This is a genomic window from Butyrivibrio sp. VCB2006, from assembly GCF_000420945.1.
In the GTDB taxonomy this organism is placed as follows: Bacteria; Bacillota; Clostridia; order Lachnospirales; family Lachnospiraceae; genus Butyrivibrio.
In genome coordinates this window covers 164,344-182,573 of sequence record NZ_ATVX01000001.1, presented here as the reverse complement: position 1 = coordinate 182,573, position 18,230 = coordinate 164,344, and the positions used below count along the sequence as shown (strand labels likewise).

Below are 18,230 nucleotides of genomic sequence, written 5' to 3'. Positions count from 1 at the left end.
TATAAACTCAAGACAAATAGAGACTGCAATCATGCAGTCTCCATTGGTAGCTCTGAAAGCATTTCTATTACCCTTCTCTTGACGATATCTTTTTCAGTCTCAAGAGAATAAGCAAGTTCGGTGTAAAGAAGCTTTTCAGCCATATTCAGATATCTTTCATTAAGTGTCGCAAACTTCTTGCCTTCTGCTTCGCGAGTAGCTTTGATCCTGCGCAAGGACTTCACAAGACCCATCATTTCTTCCGCAACATTTCTCTTAACAATTTCCAATACAACGGGTTCGGCCTTTTTGCCCTCCGGAAGTTCAACTTCTTCTACTTCCTCGATGTCGTCTATCAAATCTTCAGCATAGTCAGCGCTAATGACTTCTCGAATCTTGTCTTCGGCTCCCTCTACAGGTACGTAGAGGACGCTTCCGGCATCCACTGCGGAAATCATCATGTAATACTGTTTCTCTTTGCCCCTCTCAAGAAACGATGGTACAAGTATTTCTCGTACCTGGCATAAACCATGACTACCGTAAATAACGCACTCTCCAATATTTAACATTCTGTTCCTCCTTAGTCTGAAACAAAAACTCCTGTTAACTCTGAAAGCGCTTTCATGGCTGAAGATTAAAAAAACATGGACGTAGGAATGTCCTTGGTCCCCACTCACCATGTTCTCACTCGCATGGCCTTATTATATCACGATATTACAAATTTTGTAATACTTTCTCACGTAAAATTTACGTCTTTTTTGTGAAATTTTTTAGGTCAGATTCCAAGTGATTTTACAAGATATCATAGTAGTCTTTTCTAGTAATTACGCTCATGTGCTCAACCCTCACTTCTCCAAGCATAGTTACTTTCGACTTTTCATTAGTGATCATGTACTTAAATCCGCATTTTTCCTGGACTCTCTTAGACCTTAGATTACCATCAAAGTACCCGCAAAGGATTCTGGTAAGCCCCAGGTCATCAAACCCATGCCTGATCACTTCTTTTACAGCTTCTGTAACAAATCCCCTATTCCAATAGGGGTATCCGATCCAGTACCCAAGCTCCGCTTCATTATCCCCAAGCGGCCTTTCCGGGCTACCCTCCAGAGTAAGTCCTATGCTGCCTACAGGTTCGCCTCCCTGCCCTTTAAGGCAGATGGCATACACCTCATCCCTGGCAAATATTGTACGAATAACAGCTCTTGAATAGTTTACATCCCTATGTGGAAGCCACCCGGCGGCAGGACCAATCCGGTCATCGCTGGCATATTTAAAGAGGCTGGGAGCATCTTCATCTCTCCAGCCTCTAAGAATCAATCTATCAGTTTCCAAAATCATTCCCATATCACATACTCATATACTGGAAGCCTGTTTTCGCAGTAAAGGCGTCGAAAGATTTTTTGAAGATAGTAAAGTATGCCTCCTCCTTGTGCATAGCCTCGTGGGAAAGGAAGAAGATAACTTTGCCGCTCTTAATATCCCACTCGATATCGTGCTGTGGATCAAGAGCAACAATGTCCTTGAAGGAAAGTCCGTATTTCTCTCTGCAGAAGTCATCCTTATTATCTAGGTCCATAGTCTCCTCAATAATCTTGCTCTTGGTCTTAAGGAGATTATCAAGCTGTTCAAGCATGATCTGATGAACAATATTAAGAGAGTTGATTTCGTAGCCAACTAGCTTCATGTCTCCGATAATCCTGTCGAAATCCACCGCTGTCAGCTCAAATGGATCCACCTTGTTCTCACCATAGCAAAATACAGCATTATAAAGCCCTTCGTTCATAACTGATCTCCTTTCAGTTTTGCTCACCTTTAGCAAACAAACCCTTTTGTGATTTCAAAAAATCGATGTATTCATCTTCCGGTATCGGCCTTGAATAATAGAATCCCTGAAGATATTCAACGCCCTTATCGATAAGGATTTTGGCCTGTTCAAGAGTTTCTACGCCTTCTGCCAGAATATGAAGTCCAAAGTCCTTGAGGAAATTGATGGTATAATCCATCATTCTCATATTTTCAGGTTTGTCCTTATCAAGACAGTTCCATACGAACTCTTTATCCATCTTAACAAGTGCATAATCCATTTTAAGAATTTCCAAAAGATTGGAATATCCTGAGCCAAAATCGTCCATGGAAATTGTACTTCCGCTCTCACGAAGCCTTGCAACATTTTCTTTGAACACCTCATCATTGTTGATGTATGAGGTCTCGGTAATTTCAAAATTGATGAACTTAGGTGGAATGTGATACTTATTCATCTTGTTGATGAGTCTTGTATGGGTCTGTTCATCCACCACTTCATTTCCGGAAAGATTTACCTCTATGGTCCTTATTCCATAGCTTGAAAGGTTCTCTTTTGCAATAAACGAGCAAACCTTCTCAAAAACAAGATCGTCTATTTCCTGAATAAGTCCGCATTTCTCGGCTATAGGAATAAAATCTTCCGGTGAAATATAGTTCTCTGTATCCGGTCTTTTTAGTCTTACCAGAGCCTCCGCCGATGAAAAGCTTCCATCTGCAACGCAGAGGATAGGCTGATAATATACTTCAAATGCTTTTTCTTTTACAGCCGTTCTCACCACATCCTCAATGGAATTTCTATAGGTCATCTTGTCCACAACGCTCTGGTCGATTACAAGATTAGGTGTGGACTGTGTATAGGCATATTCGCCGGAAACATAGGTCAGAATCTGAAGCGCTTTGTCAACTTCCTTCGCATACTTGGGAAGTTCCAGAATACTAAAGGTAAGCCTGTAGTTCTTGCCTTCGTTGTCCTTAAGGTTGTTGACTATATTCATAAAGGTCTCAACCTTCTCAGGATTTCTGACTATAGAACACAGCGTATTCCAGTTAAAAAGATATGCCGGCGCCCCAACATAGCTTTCTGAAATCTTACCTACAATCTTCATCAGATCAGTCATTTCACTTCTCTCCGAGTTGGACATGACTGCAGTTTTTCCGGTAAAGATAACTGATACTACAAAGAAATCTTTTTTTAGACCTATCTTCTCAAAAAGAGCCATCTCAAATGCATCTCTGTTTCTGATACCCTCAATGGATCTTTCGAAATACTCTCTTGGATTTTCCATGGACAGGAAAAGAATCAGCGCCATCAGCATCATTGCTATGGCAGAAACCTGCATTCCTCTGTCAATAAACTGATAAAGTGACAATACAGTCCAAATAATAAGTCCAAAGAATATGGCAAAGAAGCTTTCCTTGGGAATACGCCCCCTTAGTACTATTACTCTAAGAAGCGACAAAAAGATATAAATAAAGCCAACCATATAGCAGACCTGAGCGGCAGGTCCGTAGTTATAGTAATATCCGTAGGAGTTTATTCCCGCCTTAATTCCCAAAATAATTGAGGTAATTACCGCAAAGATAACAGGAAGCCCCGTTATCACCACCATTTTATTTGAAAGAGTTCTTTTTAAGGTTGTCTTGGTATAGACGTAAATGCACATGATAAATGTGCAAAACAGCAGAGATCCCACATATAAAATCTGGGTTACTCCCCTAATAGAAGCCGCGTTATCCTTCTCTCCTATAAGCAAAAACGCAGCACATTCCAGGATTTCGCACAGATTGTTAAAAAAGACCGACACTAAGAAAATGAAGAAAACTCTCGCAGAAATAAGCTGCGACAAATTCCTTCTCAGGTATATAACAAGCAGTATGATTGATACTAATATTGCGATTATAGGTGTTCGTATTTCCATAAATAAATTATAATATAAAACTCCTATTGCAACAACTTATTTGCTTGTACCGCTTTGACATAAAACAGTGTCAATGGCAGGAATGACTGCGCAAAATTCTTGGTTGGTCCCGTTCCGACCATCACTGTATCTTCCACTATTTTCTTATTACCGATAGCTCCGCTTGAAGATACTATCTGCTTTCTAAAAGTCTTTATGCCGTAATCCAGATATCTGTCCTCTCCCGTAAGTTCATAGGCAATTGCCATGGACTCAAGAAGAAGTGTGTTATTACCGTTTCGTGACAGGCTGGGAAGCTCTTTGTAGTAAAAGAGTCCGTGAGGAGTCCTGCAATTATCAACGATATCGTCGATTGCCTTCATGATAAGCTTTCTGACTCTTTCACTTGAAAAAACTCTGTAGTAACGCATCAGGGACCCCACAGCCACAGATATCATGAAACCCACACGGATAGTAGTGTTATCCGTGTAGGGTGAAAGCCAGTTGCCGTACCTGTCGTTCCACTGCTCAAACTGTCCTACAATCCAGTCTGCCTTTCCAAGCCACTTTTTATCATGTGTCTCCACAAAAAGAGCTGTCAGGCTCCTAAGAGCCCATCCGGTTTCTCTGGCACTTATCTCTCCGGGCTTTTGATACTCGGGAGTATCAAGAAGCGCAAGAACATTTTCTCCTATGCCAAGAGCCGCCTCCATGGCTCTCTCATCCCCGGTAAAATGATAATGATCAATCAAGCCTTCAACCCACTCATGAGAGCAGGCCATAATACCCTTAGAGCCCTTCCCGTCCTCAGAACCGCCTGTGTGTCTTCTTTGATGCTCCCACTGTCCATTTACGAAAAGAGGATCCGTATTATAGTGACAAATATCCACATCCATCCAGTGCCAGCAGGCTACATTTGCATAGTCCAGCATTCTTCGAATGCCGCTTCTTGCGTACATCTGATACATGGCATGAGGATAATCATACTCATTGTTGGTCCAGACCAGATCTCCGCCGCCTCTTCCCTGGGCAGTATACCCAGGATCCGGAGCATCTCCCCAGCACAGCATCCCGTAGCATCTGGCATGGGAATCGGCCTTATCTATCAGCGCTATCTCCACATCATCTATCTGTTTGTCCGAAGGCAGGAAAATATCAGGAAATACTCCCGCTTCTTCAAATACCTCAGGATCCACATAGCCTGTATCAGGCATCTGATAAATAATGCTCCTGTTATTAAGCTCGTACAGGTCCTCCCCAGACTCATGGAAATGCAAAAGAAATCTCTGCTCCCTTGCCATTCCTGACTCGAATCTCACGGGAGAAGCCTTGGACACTTCCGCAACTTCATGCTTATTTGGCAAAAGATATATCTTAATGCCATCGCTGCCGGCGCTTATGGCCTTGGGGAAATTCTGCTGAGCCTGGAATACCGTGGCACAGACTCCGTATCCATCGCCAAAATCAGAAACATCCGCAAGGAATGTTCCGTATATAACTTCCGCAAAGTGTTCATTTGCTTCTTTTTCCAGCTTTTCCGCAGTAATAAGCTGTGATACAAAAGCTCCGTCATCACTGCTGTCAAAAGCCGTCTTATAATTGGATATTCCCACTGTAGTTCTTGGAGTCACCTTTTCTTTTCCCAGATTTCTGATCTCAAATACCAGCTGATCCGGTTCTATGGTCTCCTGAGTACAGTTGATGATCTTGATTGCCACATCAATCCAGGGTTTATCACTTGTCAGAGAAAGCCGCAGGGTAAACTTAATCCCCTCACCGCTAAGATTCTTATCCCTGTCATCAAAATGACCTGTAGCCTCCAAAATGGTAAAAATTGGTCCGTTTTCCACTACATTCCACAGCTCAAAAATCGGGGGAAGGGTGCATCCATCCAGCTTAAGATTAGGACCTACGAATTGCTTTTTCTCAAACACATGCCCATCCACGGAAAGACCTTCAAAGATATTGGACTGAAAGTCCGAAACTCTGAAATTTATTATTCCATTGGAAAAAGAAATCGTGCTCTGAGTCTTAGTCACCAGATTATTATCAATCTGATCTGCAAAAGCATTACTGCTGTCGATAAAGCTGGACGTGGTAACAAGCACAAAATCTTTGGCTGCATTTCCCGGCAAAGACCCAAGAAACCTTGCATAGACAAAGCGAATAGATCCATCATCCCAGGTGCTGGTAACCTTAAACTGCGACGGAATAATGCTTCCGCTATCCAGCACCGCCAGCCTTTCAAAGTCTTTTTTGCTAAGTTCACCCTTGGGAAAAGGCACGCCAATACCCAGAAGTTCGTCTTTTCTGTCGTCTTTGTATAGTTTGTCGAAATGGATTTTCATATATGTTTATGCCTTTCCTGTGGGTAAATTGCTATGTATCACGATAAATTCCTGTGCTAAATCTGCAAAAGATATGCTGTATACGACGGAATATCAAGGCCTCCGCCAAAATCAATCTCAGCTCCTGAAATCAGATCAGTGGCCTTTCCTGCTCTTGCATTAAAGTCAGCATGGAACTGATTCTCATCGGCGTTAATTACCACCAGCACTCTGTCGCCCTCTGTTTCTCTTTCAAATATGCACTGCCTGTTGGTCAAAAGAAGTGATTTAAAATCGCCATAAGACAAGGCTTTGGAGCCTTCTCTTGCGTGGCAAAGTTTACTGATAACATCTGTAAGTTCGTTCCACTGTGGCTCATCAAAACATGGGCGAAGCGCCGGATCCCCCTGGGATTTGTCTGCTTTTTCACCCCACTCACTTCCGTAGTAGATTGTAGGAATTCCGGGCATTCCAAACATCAAGGTATAAATAAGAGGAAGATGCTGAGGTCTTTGCAAAATGCTGGCAATTCGGCTGACATCATGGTTATCCACGAAAGAAAGCAGGTGCTTACCTCTATACAGAGTCCAATTCTCCGGTCCAAACTGACGAAGCAGAGAATGAACAATTTCAAACAAATTCATACTGTTGAGAGCTGAGTGCATGCCCTTGTAACACTCATAGTTAGTTGCACTGTGGCAAAGATCATCGCCCATAATGCGGTTGTAGTCACCGCCTATCATCTCTCCCATCAAGAAAAAGTCTTCTTTCCAGCCGGGAGTTTCTCTGCGAAGCCTTCTGATAAAATCAGGATCAACACAGTAAGCAACGTCGAGCCTCAGGCCGTCTATTCCGAATTCGTCGATCCAGAATTTAACGCTTTCCATTAGATAATCAGTGACAGCCGGGTTACGAAGGTTCAGCTTAACCAGATCGTAGTTGCCTTCCCAGCCCTCATACCAAAGACCGTCATTGTAGTTACTATTTCCGTCAAAGCTTATGTTGAACCAGTCCTTGTAGGGAGAATCCCACTTTTTTTCAAGAACGTCTGCAAATCCAAAGAACCCTCTTCCTGCATGGTTGAAAACGCCGTCTAGAACAACCTTGATGCCTTCCTTGTGAAGGGCATCGCATACCTTTTTAAAATCAGCGTTTGTTCCAAGGCGCACATCAATCTTTTTGTAATCCCTGGTATTGTAGCCGTGAGTATCTGACTCAAATACAGGATTAAACATGATAGCCCCTATTCCAAGTTTTTTGAAATGAGGAATCCAGTCGATTACCTTGAGAATTCTGTGCTCCAACTTGCCATCATTTTCAAAAGGGGCTCCGCAAAAGCCCAAGGGATATATCTGATAAAAGCTCGTTTCATAAGCCCACATATTAAGCCTCCTGTTATCACATGTAATACTTATTTTTTGGAGAACACCTTCTCTACCTTAAACAGCAAAGGATATACGCCGATAGTAACAAAAGATACAACCAGGTATCTTATAAATCTCACTATTCCCGCAAGGAAAGTTCCCGAATCAAGGAATGCCTTGTCAAAGGGAAGTTTTAGCACTTTATTAAGTGCAAAGTATACGATAAGTCCGCCAAGGAGCCTTAAAATCCATATAAGTGGTTTTCTTGTATTTTCAAATTTAACCACCCTTTGCTCAAACTCAGCAGCCATAAAGAATCCGCCCATAAGTCCAAGACCGGAAAAATAATCTGATGTCTTACAGTAAAACAGTCCAATTGCTGAAATCAGGAAAATCACCAGGAATACTATCCATCTCTTTTCATCACCGACCTTATTCATAACCCATGGAATAAAGAAGATGATAAGTACACCTGAAAGCCATCCAAACATAACATCAGTAGGATAATGACAGCCCACAACCATACGGGAGAAGCCTACCAATAAGGGAAGTACAAAGGCAAGGACCGTAAACACAGGCTTTTTGTAGAATCTGGCCAGTGAACCATAAACTATGGAAGAATTGGTGGAATGTCCACTGGGAAAAGAAAAGCCCTGGGCAGCTATATCATATTGATCAGCGCTACTGTCCACAAGCCTGTAACATCTAATTGATTCATGATCAAAGTAGGGCCTTCTTCTCCAGAAAATGTTCTTGATCAAAGGATTAAACACCAGACCCACCATTACATTTATTCCTACGTAAGTAGCAGCTTTCTTGTCATAGCACCAGAACAGGAATCCCAGTATCAAAATAAGTATCATCTCCTCACCAAAAGCTGAGAAGAAGGAAACAATGTTAATACCTGTCTGTCCCAAAGTCCTCTGCAAGAACTCCATAAACTTAACTTCAAAATCAAACCAAAATGAGTTTCCAACAACTACTCCCATTCCCATCTCCTTTTCACCGCAATTTTACTGAGTTTCTCTCAGAAAAGATATACATCTTTATTTTATCACATAGGTGCACTACGAATTATTGATAATTTCAAAACGTATAAGTAATTTTTTATAAAAATGCTAAAATCTTGGTTGACAACAATGCTCTCACGCGGTATAGTATACAAGTCGGCTGCGGCAGACAACAAATATGGCGAGATAGCTCAGCTGGCTAGAGCACGCGGTTCATACCCGCGGTGTCGAGGGTTCGAATCCCCCTCTCGCTACTAAAGAAGGAATGGTTTTCACCATTCCTTTTTTGTGTCTCAACATTTGATCTGTAAAAATAAAGAGTAACCACTATATCTAGTAGTTACTCTTTATATATTGTTTATGATTAGTGAACAACAACCATCGTTCCTACGCTTACCAGATCATATAGCGCATTGGCTACATCGGTAGGAAGATTCACGCATCCATGGGATCCGTTGTGGGTATAGACGTCTCCGCCAAACTCACTTCTCCAGCTGGAATCATGAAGACCAACATTTCCTGTAAATCTCATCCACCTGTTTACCCATACATTCCAGGTTGGCCCTACAAGGTACTTACCCGGAATCTTCGTATCAATAAAGAACACTCCTTTAGGGGTTCCATTTCCGCTTTTCACATTTCCCGTTACAACCGGCGACGACAGCACTGACACTCCGTCCACGTAGTAGTTCATAACCTGATTAGCGATATCTACATCCACATATGTTGAGGGAACATCACTATTATCAACGTTCTGAGCATTTGCTGAAGCCTCCTCTGCGTTTTTGAAGCGATGCTCATTTTTACCAAATGTCAGGTAATGGCTATAGAGCGCATTTGGATCATTTCCGTAGGCTGCCACCACATCAGGATAAGAAGCTGCGTAAAAAGCCGGGTCAAAGTCACTGGCATTTGCCCTAACATAGCTGATACCCATTACGCTCACAACCAGCAGTAAAGCCGCAAATCCTTTGCATAAATACTTTTTTCCATACATAAAAACTTCACTTCCTTTCCTCAACAATATTTACAGTTACATATTTCTAAACATTTGCTTTAAAATCAATTGCCTCGTCTGCTTCCAGCGGCCGGCTAAAGAAAAATCCCTGAACGGCGTCTGCATTGAACTCACATAGCCTTTCGTACTGCCATCTTTCTTCAACGCCCTCAATGATGATGGTCTTGTTCATATCGTGCACTAGTTTGATCACATCACCTATAAAGCTGTCCTTACCCGGGACCAGATAAGCATCTACAAGTGATTTATCCAGCTTAATCTCATCTATTGGTATGTAGATCAGATAACCCAGTGATGAGTAACCCGTTCCAAAATCATCCATCAGAATGCGGAAGCCCATATCCTGAAAGTCTTCAAACAACTTTTTTGTCTGAATGTTCTGCTCTATCAAAAGAGATTCCGTAATCTCTATCTGAAGATACCTGTTAGGTATCTCGTATTTTTCCAATAATTCCTTCAAGAAGTTCATAAATCCGATATCATTAACCTGCTTGGAGGAAAAATTGATTGAGATTGGAAGTAGTTCTTTTCCCTGTTCTCTCCAATCTGCCAGCTGTTTAACAACCTGCTCTGTTATAATTCTTCCAAGTCGTATGATCCAGCCGTTCTTCTCAATAACGGGTATAAATACACTTGGACCCTTATCTATATTTCTGGCTCTTACCAGAGCTTCAAATCCAATGGTCTTATTAGTTGCGGTCTCAATTTTGGGCTGATACAGCATATAGAAAAGGTCCTTGTCAAAGGCTTCTGTAACCTGAGCCTTGAGCTTATTTTCTTCCTGAATCTTGCGCTGCATCTCATCTGCATAGACAAATGCTGTATTCTTGCCGTGATCCTTGGCTTCATACATGGCGATTTCAGCGTTGATGATGTGTTGTTCCGGGAAGCTCGCTCCATCAGAGTTTGACACGCCTATGCTGGCAGAAAGAACTATTGTCTCCTCACCTGCTATAATAGGCTTTCTAAAGGTCTCCAGAACCATTTGGACTTCCTTAGAATCCACATCCAGATTTGCCTCCGGAATCATGATAATGAATTCATCTCCGCCGTATCTTCCCACCTGCCACTTATACTCATCGGCCATTTTCTTAAGTTCACCTGACAGATGTTTGATAATAAAGTCAGCCATGCTATGACCATAGTTTTCGTTAACATCCTTAAAGCCATCTATGTCAATCATCATGACAGAGTATATTTCGTCACTTTTTATTACTTTATTTAGTGTTTCAACGATAGTCCTTCTGTTTAGCAGATCCGAGAGTTCATCATGTTCTGCCTGATACCGTAGCTTGTTTCTTGATTTTTCAAGGTTGCCTTTCGATAGCAGCAGCTGTTCATTATCCTCCCTCTGCTGGTTAACTGCTATATTGGAAGCAATAATAAAGCTTAGCATCGCCAACACTATCATCACGGAGCTTGGAATAATATCTTTGTAATACTCCAAAGGATTAACCGGCTTATCCACATAAATTGTAGTGGATGGGAGCATATCTTCCTTGATATCGTATTTCTGCATGAGCTTGTAATTAAACTCTGTCTTGCTTGGGGTATCAAGATCCAGAGGATACATTGAAATATCCGTGCCATTTTCAAGAACATCAACTACAATCAGGGCCGCATCCCTAGTTTGAATGGCAAAGTCCATATAGCTTCCGCCCAGAACTCCCTGGTCTCTTCCGCCGGAATAATTTCTGATAATAGGAACGTCCGCGTACCTGACTACCGTATTGGTTCTATCCAGCATAGAATATGTATTTCCTTCGCAGTCACTATAGCAGGTCATGTAGAAGAGAACTGCATCCTTAGGAATTCTTTCAAGGACACTGATCAGCTGTTTTTGAGTGAGCTTTGCTGTATCTATGTCAGTAAAAACATAGTCCGGATATTTCTGATCGTAGGAATAAAAAACATCCATATCAGCTGTTCCGGCTGCAGACTCATCATGAAGTGCCACAAAGGTTTTTCTGTAAGGCATAGCTTCAATCGCCATCTCTATACAGTCCCTTAAGTAGTCTTTTTCATAAAAGCCTGTGATCATAGGGTTTTCCGCAGCCTCAATGGCAAAATTCGCATCATTTATACCAAAGAACACCATAGGAAGTCCGTCAAAGAGTTCCTCCTGATATTCAAGGGCAAAAGAAAGAGCGTCATCATCTCCCAAAAGAACTGCCTCATAGCCTCTGTCTTTCTTTAGCCTTTCCTTTAGGAAATCATGAAATACCAGCTTATCCTGGTCTGTACCATAGTTTTTGGCGTCCATATACACAACGTCAAACTCAATGCCATTAGGGTAGAGGGCTTGTTTTAAACCCTCTACCTGAGAATCATATGTAAAATAAAGTGGATTATATGCGCACAGGAATAGTACGCGGTGAGTGACCATAGTAGGTCTTTGGATATCTGCTTCTTCTCTGTCGGAGCGAACCAGGAGCACAAGCATAATAACAGCTGCAATCAGGAGAAAAACTCCGATTACAGTCAAGGTGTAGCGAATATATGTTAATAGTTTTCGCCTACTTTGTTCCATACGCTCCGCCATAACAAAATATACGTAAAATAGCTACACCATAATTATATTTTAGATAAGTTTTTAATTTAATTAAAAAAGAATTAAAAGACTAATAACTATTCGATACCACATAATATAGCGATTTATACAAATTAGTCCACAACCTTATGTATCCATTTACCACTCTTAAATCTGATGGTAAATATCACACCTCGGATTGCCCAATCGGCAAACATACCGATCCATACACCCATAGCTCCGATACCCACTGCGCGAATAAGGAAGGTTGCCAGAGTTACTCTGCAAAGCCACATGGTAAGTGTTGCAATGATCATTGAGAACTTAACATCTCCTGCCGCCCTCATAGCATAAGGGGTAACAAAGGAAGGTGCCCAAAGAAGCGGCTTGGCAATAGTGATCCAGCCCAGCATGTAGATGCATAATGAGGCACTTTCAGGTTCCATACCCGCAAGAAATGTAACAGGTCTTGCAATTGCATAGGTAAAAAGACAGCTGACCAGAATTGCAATATATCCCCAGCCTATCATCTTTTTTGTGTAATAGATTGCTTCGTCTTTTCTTCCGGCTCCAAGACACTGTCCGGTTATAGTCATAAGTCCTATTCCAACGCCTATTCCCGCAACGCCGTTAACATTCTCAAAGATATTCGTCATTGCCTGGGCTGCAATTGCCATAGTTCCAAGGGTTGAAACCGAGGACTGAATGGCAAGCTTACCAAACTGGAACATGGAGTTCTCAATTCCATTTGGAATACCCATACCAAGAATGCGCCTGATCTTACCAAAATCAGGTCTGATGGTATGGTACTGTCTTATAAATATCTGCTGGTTATCACGTCTAAGAAGCCACAGGAGTACTACGGCTGAAAAGAGTCTTGAAGACAAGGTCGCTATAGCTGCTCCGTATACTCCAAGCTTAAAGACATAGATAAGAACAGCGTTACCGATAACATTCAAGATATTAGACACAATAGCCACGTTCATAGGAAGCTTTGTGTTGGACTGCGCTCTGAAAATAGCACTTCCTGCAGCTGCCAGAGCTATTCCCGGATAAGATAATATGGTCAGGATAAAATATATGCTGGCTGCCTGATAGACATCTGCATCAATCTGTCCGAATATGACTCTGAGGAGATGTCCTCTGAAAACAAGGCAAATAGCCATCACTAAAAAAGATATAAATGCAGATACCAGAATAACCTGTCTTGCGGCCTCTGTAGCTCTTTTTATATCTTTCTGACCAACATATGTGGAACAAATAATAACTCCGCCTGTAGCCAAAGCATTAAAAGCCTGTACCACCAGGTTATTGATGGAATCCACCAGTGATACACCTGACAGTGCTGCTGCGCCCACATTGCTGACCATCATGGAATCAGCCATGCCCATCAGGGAGTTAAGAAATTGTTCGGCTATAATAGGAATCAGCAACAGGAGAAGTTTCCTGTTGCTGAACATGTGATTTTGATTCATTATATATCCCCACTACTTATGAGCGATATTACGGATTGCTCACGCAATCCTACGTCCATTCGGAAATCGACCTACTCACTTCGTTCGTATGTCTTCTTTCCTCATGTCCGTTCAGTCATTTCATAAACACAGTTTTTCGTGCCAGCACGAAACTGTGTTTACTCATTCCTTATATCGCTCACATCCTCTCAGGAGCACTAAATCCAAGAAGGTCTATACCTGTCTCGAGTACCTTGAGTGTTGTGCTAAGAAGTGCAATGTAGCTGCTCTTCTTGTCTGCATCTTCTTCTACAAGGATCTTGGTTCCATGATAGAAGCTGTTAAATGCATTACTAAGGTCATAGATATATGCGCAGATTCTGTTAGGTGAAAGGTCCTTGGCTGCGCTTTCTACTGCATCCGCAAATCTTGTAAGCTGAAGCATAAGATCCTTCATAGCAGGGCTGTCAGGATTTCCAAGCTTGGCCTCCTTGACGTTTCCGCCCTCTGCTGCATACTTACCAAGAATAGACTTGATACGAACCATGGTGTAAAGAATGTATGGGCCTGTATCTCCCTCGAAGGAAGTGAATTTATCAATGTCAAAGATATAATCCTTGGATGGCTGGTTGGAAAGATCGCCATACTTAAGAGCAGAAAGAGCAATCTTATGGGATGTATCCCTTGCTTCCTCTTCACTTATTTCAGGATTACCTTCTTTGATTCTGTTGTACATCTTGTCATCTATCTCTCCGATGAGTTTCTCAAGACGCATTACACCGCCTTCTCTTGTCTTGAAAGGCTTGCCGTCTGAACCGTTCATTGTGCCAAAGCCAACGAAATGAAGCTCTGTCTCAGGCATAACGAGCTTGGTCTTGCGAGCACAACGGAATACCTGTGTGAAGTACAGTTCCTGTCTCTTATCAACAACATAGATGATGCCCTGTGGGTGATCACCGTCCATACGCTGCTTGATAGTAGCAAGATCAGTTGTGTTATAAAGAGATGCTCCATCTGACTTAAGGATCATGCATGGAGGAATCTCCTTGGTATCTGTTTCTTCTGCTACATCAACAACAAGGGCTCCCTGACTCTCATGAGCATAGCCATGGGACTTCATGTAATCAACCATTCCGGGAATAGTCTCGTGAGCATCTGACTCACCCTTCCAGAGGTCAAAGCTTACGTTTAACTTGTCGTAGTTCTTCTTAAGGTCATTAACTGATACATTAAGGATGTGGTGCCAAAGTGCTCTGTATGGCTTGTAACCATCCTGAAGAAGCTTGGTTGCTTCCATTGCTTCTGCCTTGAAAGCCTCGTCCTCCTTGGACTTCTTGCTGGCAGCAGGATAAATCTCCTCAAGCTCAGTAACTGTGAAAGGTGCCTCCTTAGGATATGCACCTGTATAGTCAGGATCGAAGTAACAAAGATCAGGCTTTCTCTCCTTGAGACCTGTGATAACAAGACCCATCTGAAGGCCCCAGTCTCCAAGGTGAACGTCACCGATTACCTTATTACCCGTATATTTAAGAATTCTCTTAAGGCTCTCACCAATAACTGCAGAACGAAGATGTCCTACGTGAAGAGGCTTAGCTACGTTTGGTCCGCCGTAATCAATAATAAATGTTGGCTCATGACCGGGCATTGTAACACCCATGTGCTTCTCATGAAGCATTCTTACTATGTAGCTTCTTGCAAAGTCTCCGCTTACTGTAATATTCAAGAATCCAGGCTTAACAGAATCAACCTTCTCAAACATATCGTTATCCTGAAGTCTTGCAGCAACGTCATCAGCGATCATAAAGGGAGCCTTGCCGTACTTCTTGGCACCAGCCATTGCACCATTACACTGATACTCACACAGATCAGGTCTGTTAGAAATAGTAACTCGTCCGAGTTCCCTATCATAACCTGCTGCTTCAAATGCATCTCCTACTTCCTTAGAAATTAGCTCAAGTACCTTTTCCAAAATCTAACCTTCTTTCTCTAACTGATAGTAAATCAGCAATAACTTAATAGCTGTGAAAACATAATCTACAAGATTTTATCAAAGAATTTAATTAACTTCAACCAACATATTTTTACATAAACTCTTCAAAGATTTCCATAATCTCATATATCAGATCTGAAAATCCCACAAAAGTAAAGCCATCCATGATCAATACAACTAAAATAAAGACTACTCCCACCAGAACAATAGACATTATAAAATTGGCCAGATAGCCTATTAGCAGACCTTTGCTCAGGGAATTTTTGGGATACATTACTCTTACAATTATGAGCATGACAATCGCTGCAATAATCAGCAAAATGTTGAAGCTTGGAAAATAGATATGTGTATCAAACATTTCACCAATTGCGCCGAGCACCAGGCTGAAAGTCGGTACAAATTTAGTAGCAACAAGGCAGATAACTGCTGCAATGCAAAGCTTTTTGGCCGTAGGATTATGATTATCATCCATTGGATCCATATAGGGTGTAACCATTATGGTTGTAGGCCTTGGCTGTACCTGCTGGGGCGCAACCTGAGGTGTTACCTGCTGTGTGTTCTGATTCGTATTATCATTCATATTGTAGTCCATCTTACCTTTTCTCCTCTTTTTCTTTCTCCCTCTGAGCCTTTGAAAAACTACATCCGCAGAAGTCCTGCCTGTATAGTCCAAACTTGTGTGACAGCTCTATTGAGCGCTTATAGCCATTCTTTTTCTTGAAATCCGACGGAAGGAAAGTTACCCTGCCGCCTGACGCATTTATCTTCCGGGCCGCCTCTTCTCCCACTTCATTGAGCACATCTGCATTCTTGAGTGGGCTTATAGTCAAAGTGGTTGTAAAGAATTCAAAGCCATTATCACTGGCGATCTTGGCAGTTTCTTCAAGTCTAAGTTCAAAGCACTTTCTGCATCTGTCGCCTCCCTCAGGGCAATCCTCAAGGCCCTTTACTGCCTCAAGATAATCTCCCGGAATATAATCCCCTTCCATTATCTCAATGCGCCTTGCCTTTGAATCGGAATTCATTCCCTCAAAACGCCCCTCATCAACCTGCCTGTTATACTCGGCGATAAGTCTTTTCTCCTCTTCAACTCTTTTCCTATATTCCTGTTCCTGAGTAATGTTGGGATTATAGAAAAAAACTGTCACATCAAAGTACTCTCTCAAAAACTCCAGACAATAGGAGGAGCAGGGAGCACAGCAGGCATGTAAAAGAAGCTGCGGCGTCCTTCCTTCTTTTTCAAATTCCGCTATTTTGTTTTCAAGTTCTTTGGAATAGTTTCGCTTATTCATCAAATATCGATTCCCAGTTCCTGTATTATCCTATCTGCAATCTGAGACGGGGTAAGCTCATCGGTATCTATTATATAATCAGCTGAAAGCTCATAAATGTCCCCGCGTTCCTCCTGCATTTTTTTAATTTTTTCAAGAGGATTGTCTGATTTAAGAAGTGGTCTTGAATCATCAAACTTAACTCTCTCATAAACGGTCTCAGGTTTTGTCCTAAGATATATAACCTTGCCCATTTGGCCAAGAAGCTGCCTGTTCTCTTCCCTAAGTGGAAGGCCTCCTCCAAGGGAGATGACCATGTCTCTGAAATGCTCAGAAACAGCGGTCTCCAAAAGAGCTGTCTCCATATCTCTGAAGGCTTCTTCCCCATCTACGGCAAATATATCATTGATGCTTCTTCCTTCTGCCTCCACAATAGCTGCATCCGTATCAAGAAGCTCAAGTTCAAGCTTATCTGCAAGAATCTCGGAAACAGTTGTCTTACCGCTTCCCATAAATCCCTCAAGAATGATATTTCTGGCTCCTGTAACTTCCATCACAAGAGATCTGTAGATTTCCTCAGCCTGCTCCTTGGTTATATTTATCTTCTCTGAAGGAGCATCTTCGTCGTTGTTAAACCATAATTCATAGGCATCAATCGCCTGATAAAGCAGCATCTTAAGGCCGGAAACAGCCTTACCTCCGGACTCTTTAACAAGTTTCATAAACTTAGTTTCAATGGGCCTGTAAACCATGTCAACGCCCACATTGACATGCTCATAAAACTCTTTATCCTCTACTACAGCGCTGTTGACATCAGGGAAAAGACCTACTGACGTACACTGAAGAGAAACAAACTTCTCTTTTAACTCAAAAAGATTCCTGTAATCCTCTATCCTCATCGGAACAACTATGCTTGGAATATCTGTAGGTTCACCCTCAGCACTAAGTCCGTCTGCAGTCATAGGTTCGTTATTATTATATTCGTACAGTGCTCTATTTACCTCTTCAGCCACATCTTTGGCCCTCTCAAAGGTTCTGTTCAAAATATAAACCTTAGAGGCTCCTTTGCTTCCGCAAAGAAAAGCTGCAGGTCTTGCCACTCCGCCGGCTCCAAGGATTACAACAATTTTACCCTTAAGCTCAACTCCCTCATCCAGAAGTGAACGATAGAGTCCTGTCATATCTGTGTTATATCCCTTAAATCCGCCATTTGAGGTTCTAACAAGAGTATTAACTGCGCCAATCCCCTTGGCCAAAGGATCAATATCCTCCAGATAAGGAATTACATCGCTCTTATATGGAATCGTAACATTAAGGCCTCTGACACCCAGTGCAAGCGCTCCCTTAACAGCCTCCGGGACATTTCCCTGAGGAACCTCAAAAGGTACATAAACCATATTTATTCCGGTGATCTCCGCAAGCATGTTATGAATAAGCGGAGATAATGTATGTCTCACAGGATTTCCTATAAGTCCGCAAACACTTGTATTTCCATCAGTATAATTAGCCATGTCTTCCTCCCAACCCAAAGTGCGATACTAGTTTATTATACTAAAAAGGATGCCGCTTTACTACGGCATCCCTGT

Annotated in this window: 14 protein-coding genes and 1 tRNA gene; 1 reads left to right on the top strand and 14 read right to left on the bottom strand. The window is 42.1% G+C overall.

Annotation, left to right across the window (positions count from 1 at the left end; translation table 11 throughout):
• Window positions 1-29: 29 nt before the first annotated feature.
• The 7 genes from G613_RS0100760 to G613_RS0100730 all read right to left on the bottom strand — a co-directional run bounded on the left by G613_RS0100760 (window position 30) and on the right by G613_RS0100730 (window position 8,360).
• Entirely contained in the window at window positions 30-548 is a 519-nt protein-coding gene (locus G613_RS0100760) for a CarD family transcriptional regulator (protein ID WP_029230824.1), read from the bottom strand.
• A 223-nt stretch (window positions 549-771) separates the two neighbouring features.
• Entirely contained in the window at window positions 772-1,323 is a 552-nt protein-coding gene (locus G613_RS0100755; protein WP_081647716.1) for a GNAT family N-acetyltransferase, read from the bottom strand.
• Window position 1,324: 1 nt separating this feature from the next.
• Window positions 1,325-1,762: a hypothetical protein gene (locus G613_RS0100750; protein ID WP_029230822.1), complete on the bottom strand. Its 438-nt coding sequence runs from the start codon at window positions 1,760-1,762 to the stop codon at window positions 1,325-1,327.
• A 13-nt stretch (window positions 1,763-1,775) separates the two neighbouring features.
• Complete coding sequence (locus tag G613_RS0100745; RefSeq protein WP_029230821.1) at window positions 1,776-3,629, bottom strand: EAL domain-containing protein; 1,854 nt, start codon at window positions 3,627-3,629, stop codon at window positions 1,776-1,778.
• A 95-nt stretch (window positions 3,630-3,724) separates the two neighbouring features.
• Window positions 3,725-6,028 (bottom strand): hypothetical protein, encoded by a 2,304-nt coding sequence (locus tag G613_RS0100740; protein ID WP_029230820.1) that lies wholly within the window; start codon window positions 6,026-6,028, stop codon window positions 3,725-3,727.
• 56 nt (window positions 6,029-6,084) lie between these two features.
• Window positions 6,085-7,389 carry an alpha-amylase family glycosyl hydrolase gene (locus tag G613_RS0100735; protein ID WP_029230819.1) on the bottom strand — a complete coding sequence of 435 codons (1,305 nt, stop codon included), beginning with the start codon at window positions 7,387-7,389 and terminating at the stop codon, window positions 6,085-6,087.
• 29 nt (window positions 7,390-7,418) lie between these two features.
• A complete protein-coding gene (locus tag G613_RS0100730) occupies window positions 7,419-8,360 on the bottom strand; it encodes a phosphatase PAP2 family protein (protein WP_029230818.1) in 942 nt (313 codons plus the stop codon).
• 201 nt (window positions 8,361-8,561) lie between these two features.
• Here G613_RS0100730 and G613_RS0100725 point away from each other — a divergent pair.
• Window positions 8,562-8,635: transfer RNA gene (locus G613_RS0100725), tRNA-Met, on the top strand.
• A 110-nt stretch (window positions 8,636-8,745) separates the two neighbouring features.
• On the opposite strand, the gene G613_RS0100720 is transcribed toward G613_RS0100725, so the two are convergent.
• The 7 genes from G613_RS0100720 to G613_RS18960 form a co-directional block, all read right to left on the bottom strand.
• Window positions 8,746-9,378 carry a L,D-transpeptidase gene (locus G613_RS0100720; RefSeq protein ID WP_029230817.1) on the bottom strand — a complete coding sequence of 211 codons (633 nt, stop codon included), beginning with the start codon at window positions 9,376-9,378 and terminating at the stop codon, window positions 8,746-8,748.
• A 46-nt stretch (window positions 9,379-9,424) separates the two neighbouring features.
• A complete protein-coding gene (locus G613_RS0100715; protein ID WP_196805021.1) occupies window positions 9,425-11,929 on the bottom strand; it encodes an EAL domain-containing protein in 2,505 nt (834 codons plus the stop codon).
• A 134-nt stretch (window positions 11,930-12,063) separates the two neighbouring features.
• A complete protein-coding gene (locus tag G613_RS0100710) occupies window positions 12,064-13,404 on the bottom strand; it encodes an MATE family efflux transporter (protein WP_029230815.1) in 1,341 nt (446 codons plus the stop codon).
• A 178-nt stretch (window positions 13,405-13,582) separates the two neighbouring features.
• Entirely contained in the window at window positions 13,583-15,352 is a 1,770-nt protein-coding gene (gene argS, locus G613_RS0100705) for an arginine--tRNA ligase (RefSeq protein ID WP_029230814.1), read from the bottom strand.
• Between the two features lie 112 nt (window positions 15,353-15,464).
• Window positions 15,465-15,965, bottom strand: coding sequence for a hypothetical protein (locus G613_RS0100700; RefSeq protein WP_029230813.1), 501 nt, complete (start codon window positions 15,963-15,965; stop codon window positions 15,465-15,467).
• 1 nt (window position 15,966) lies between these two features.
• Window positions 15,967-16,665: an epoxyqueuosine reductase QueH gene (locus G613_RS0100695; protein ID WP_029230812.1), complete on the bottom strand. Its 699-nt coding sequence runs from the start codon at window positions 16,663-16,665 to the stop codon at window positions 15,967-15,969.
• On the bottom strand, window positions 16,665-18,155 hold the full coding sequence (locus tag G613_RS18960; protein WP_029230811.1) for a shikimate kinase: 1,491 nt from the start codon (window positions 18,153-18,155) through the stop codon (window positions 16,665-16,667). Before G613_RS18960 ends, G613_RS0100695 begins: the two co-directional genes overlap by 1 nt.
• Window positions 18,156-18,230: the final 75 nt, after the last annotated feature.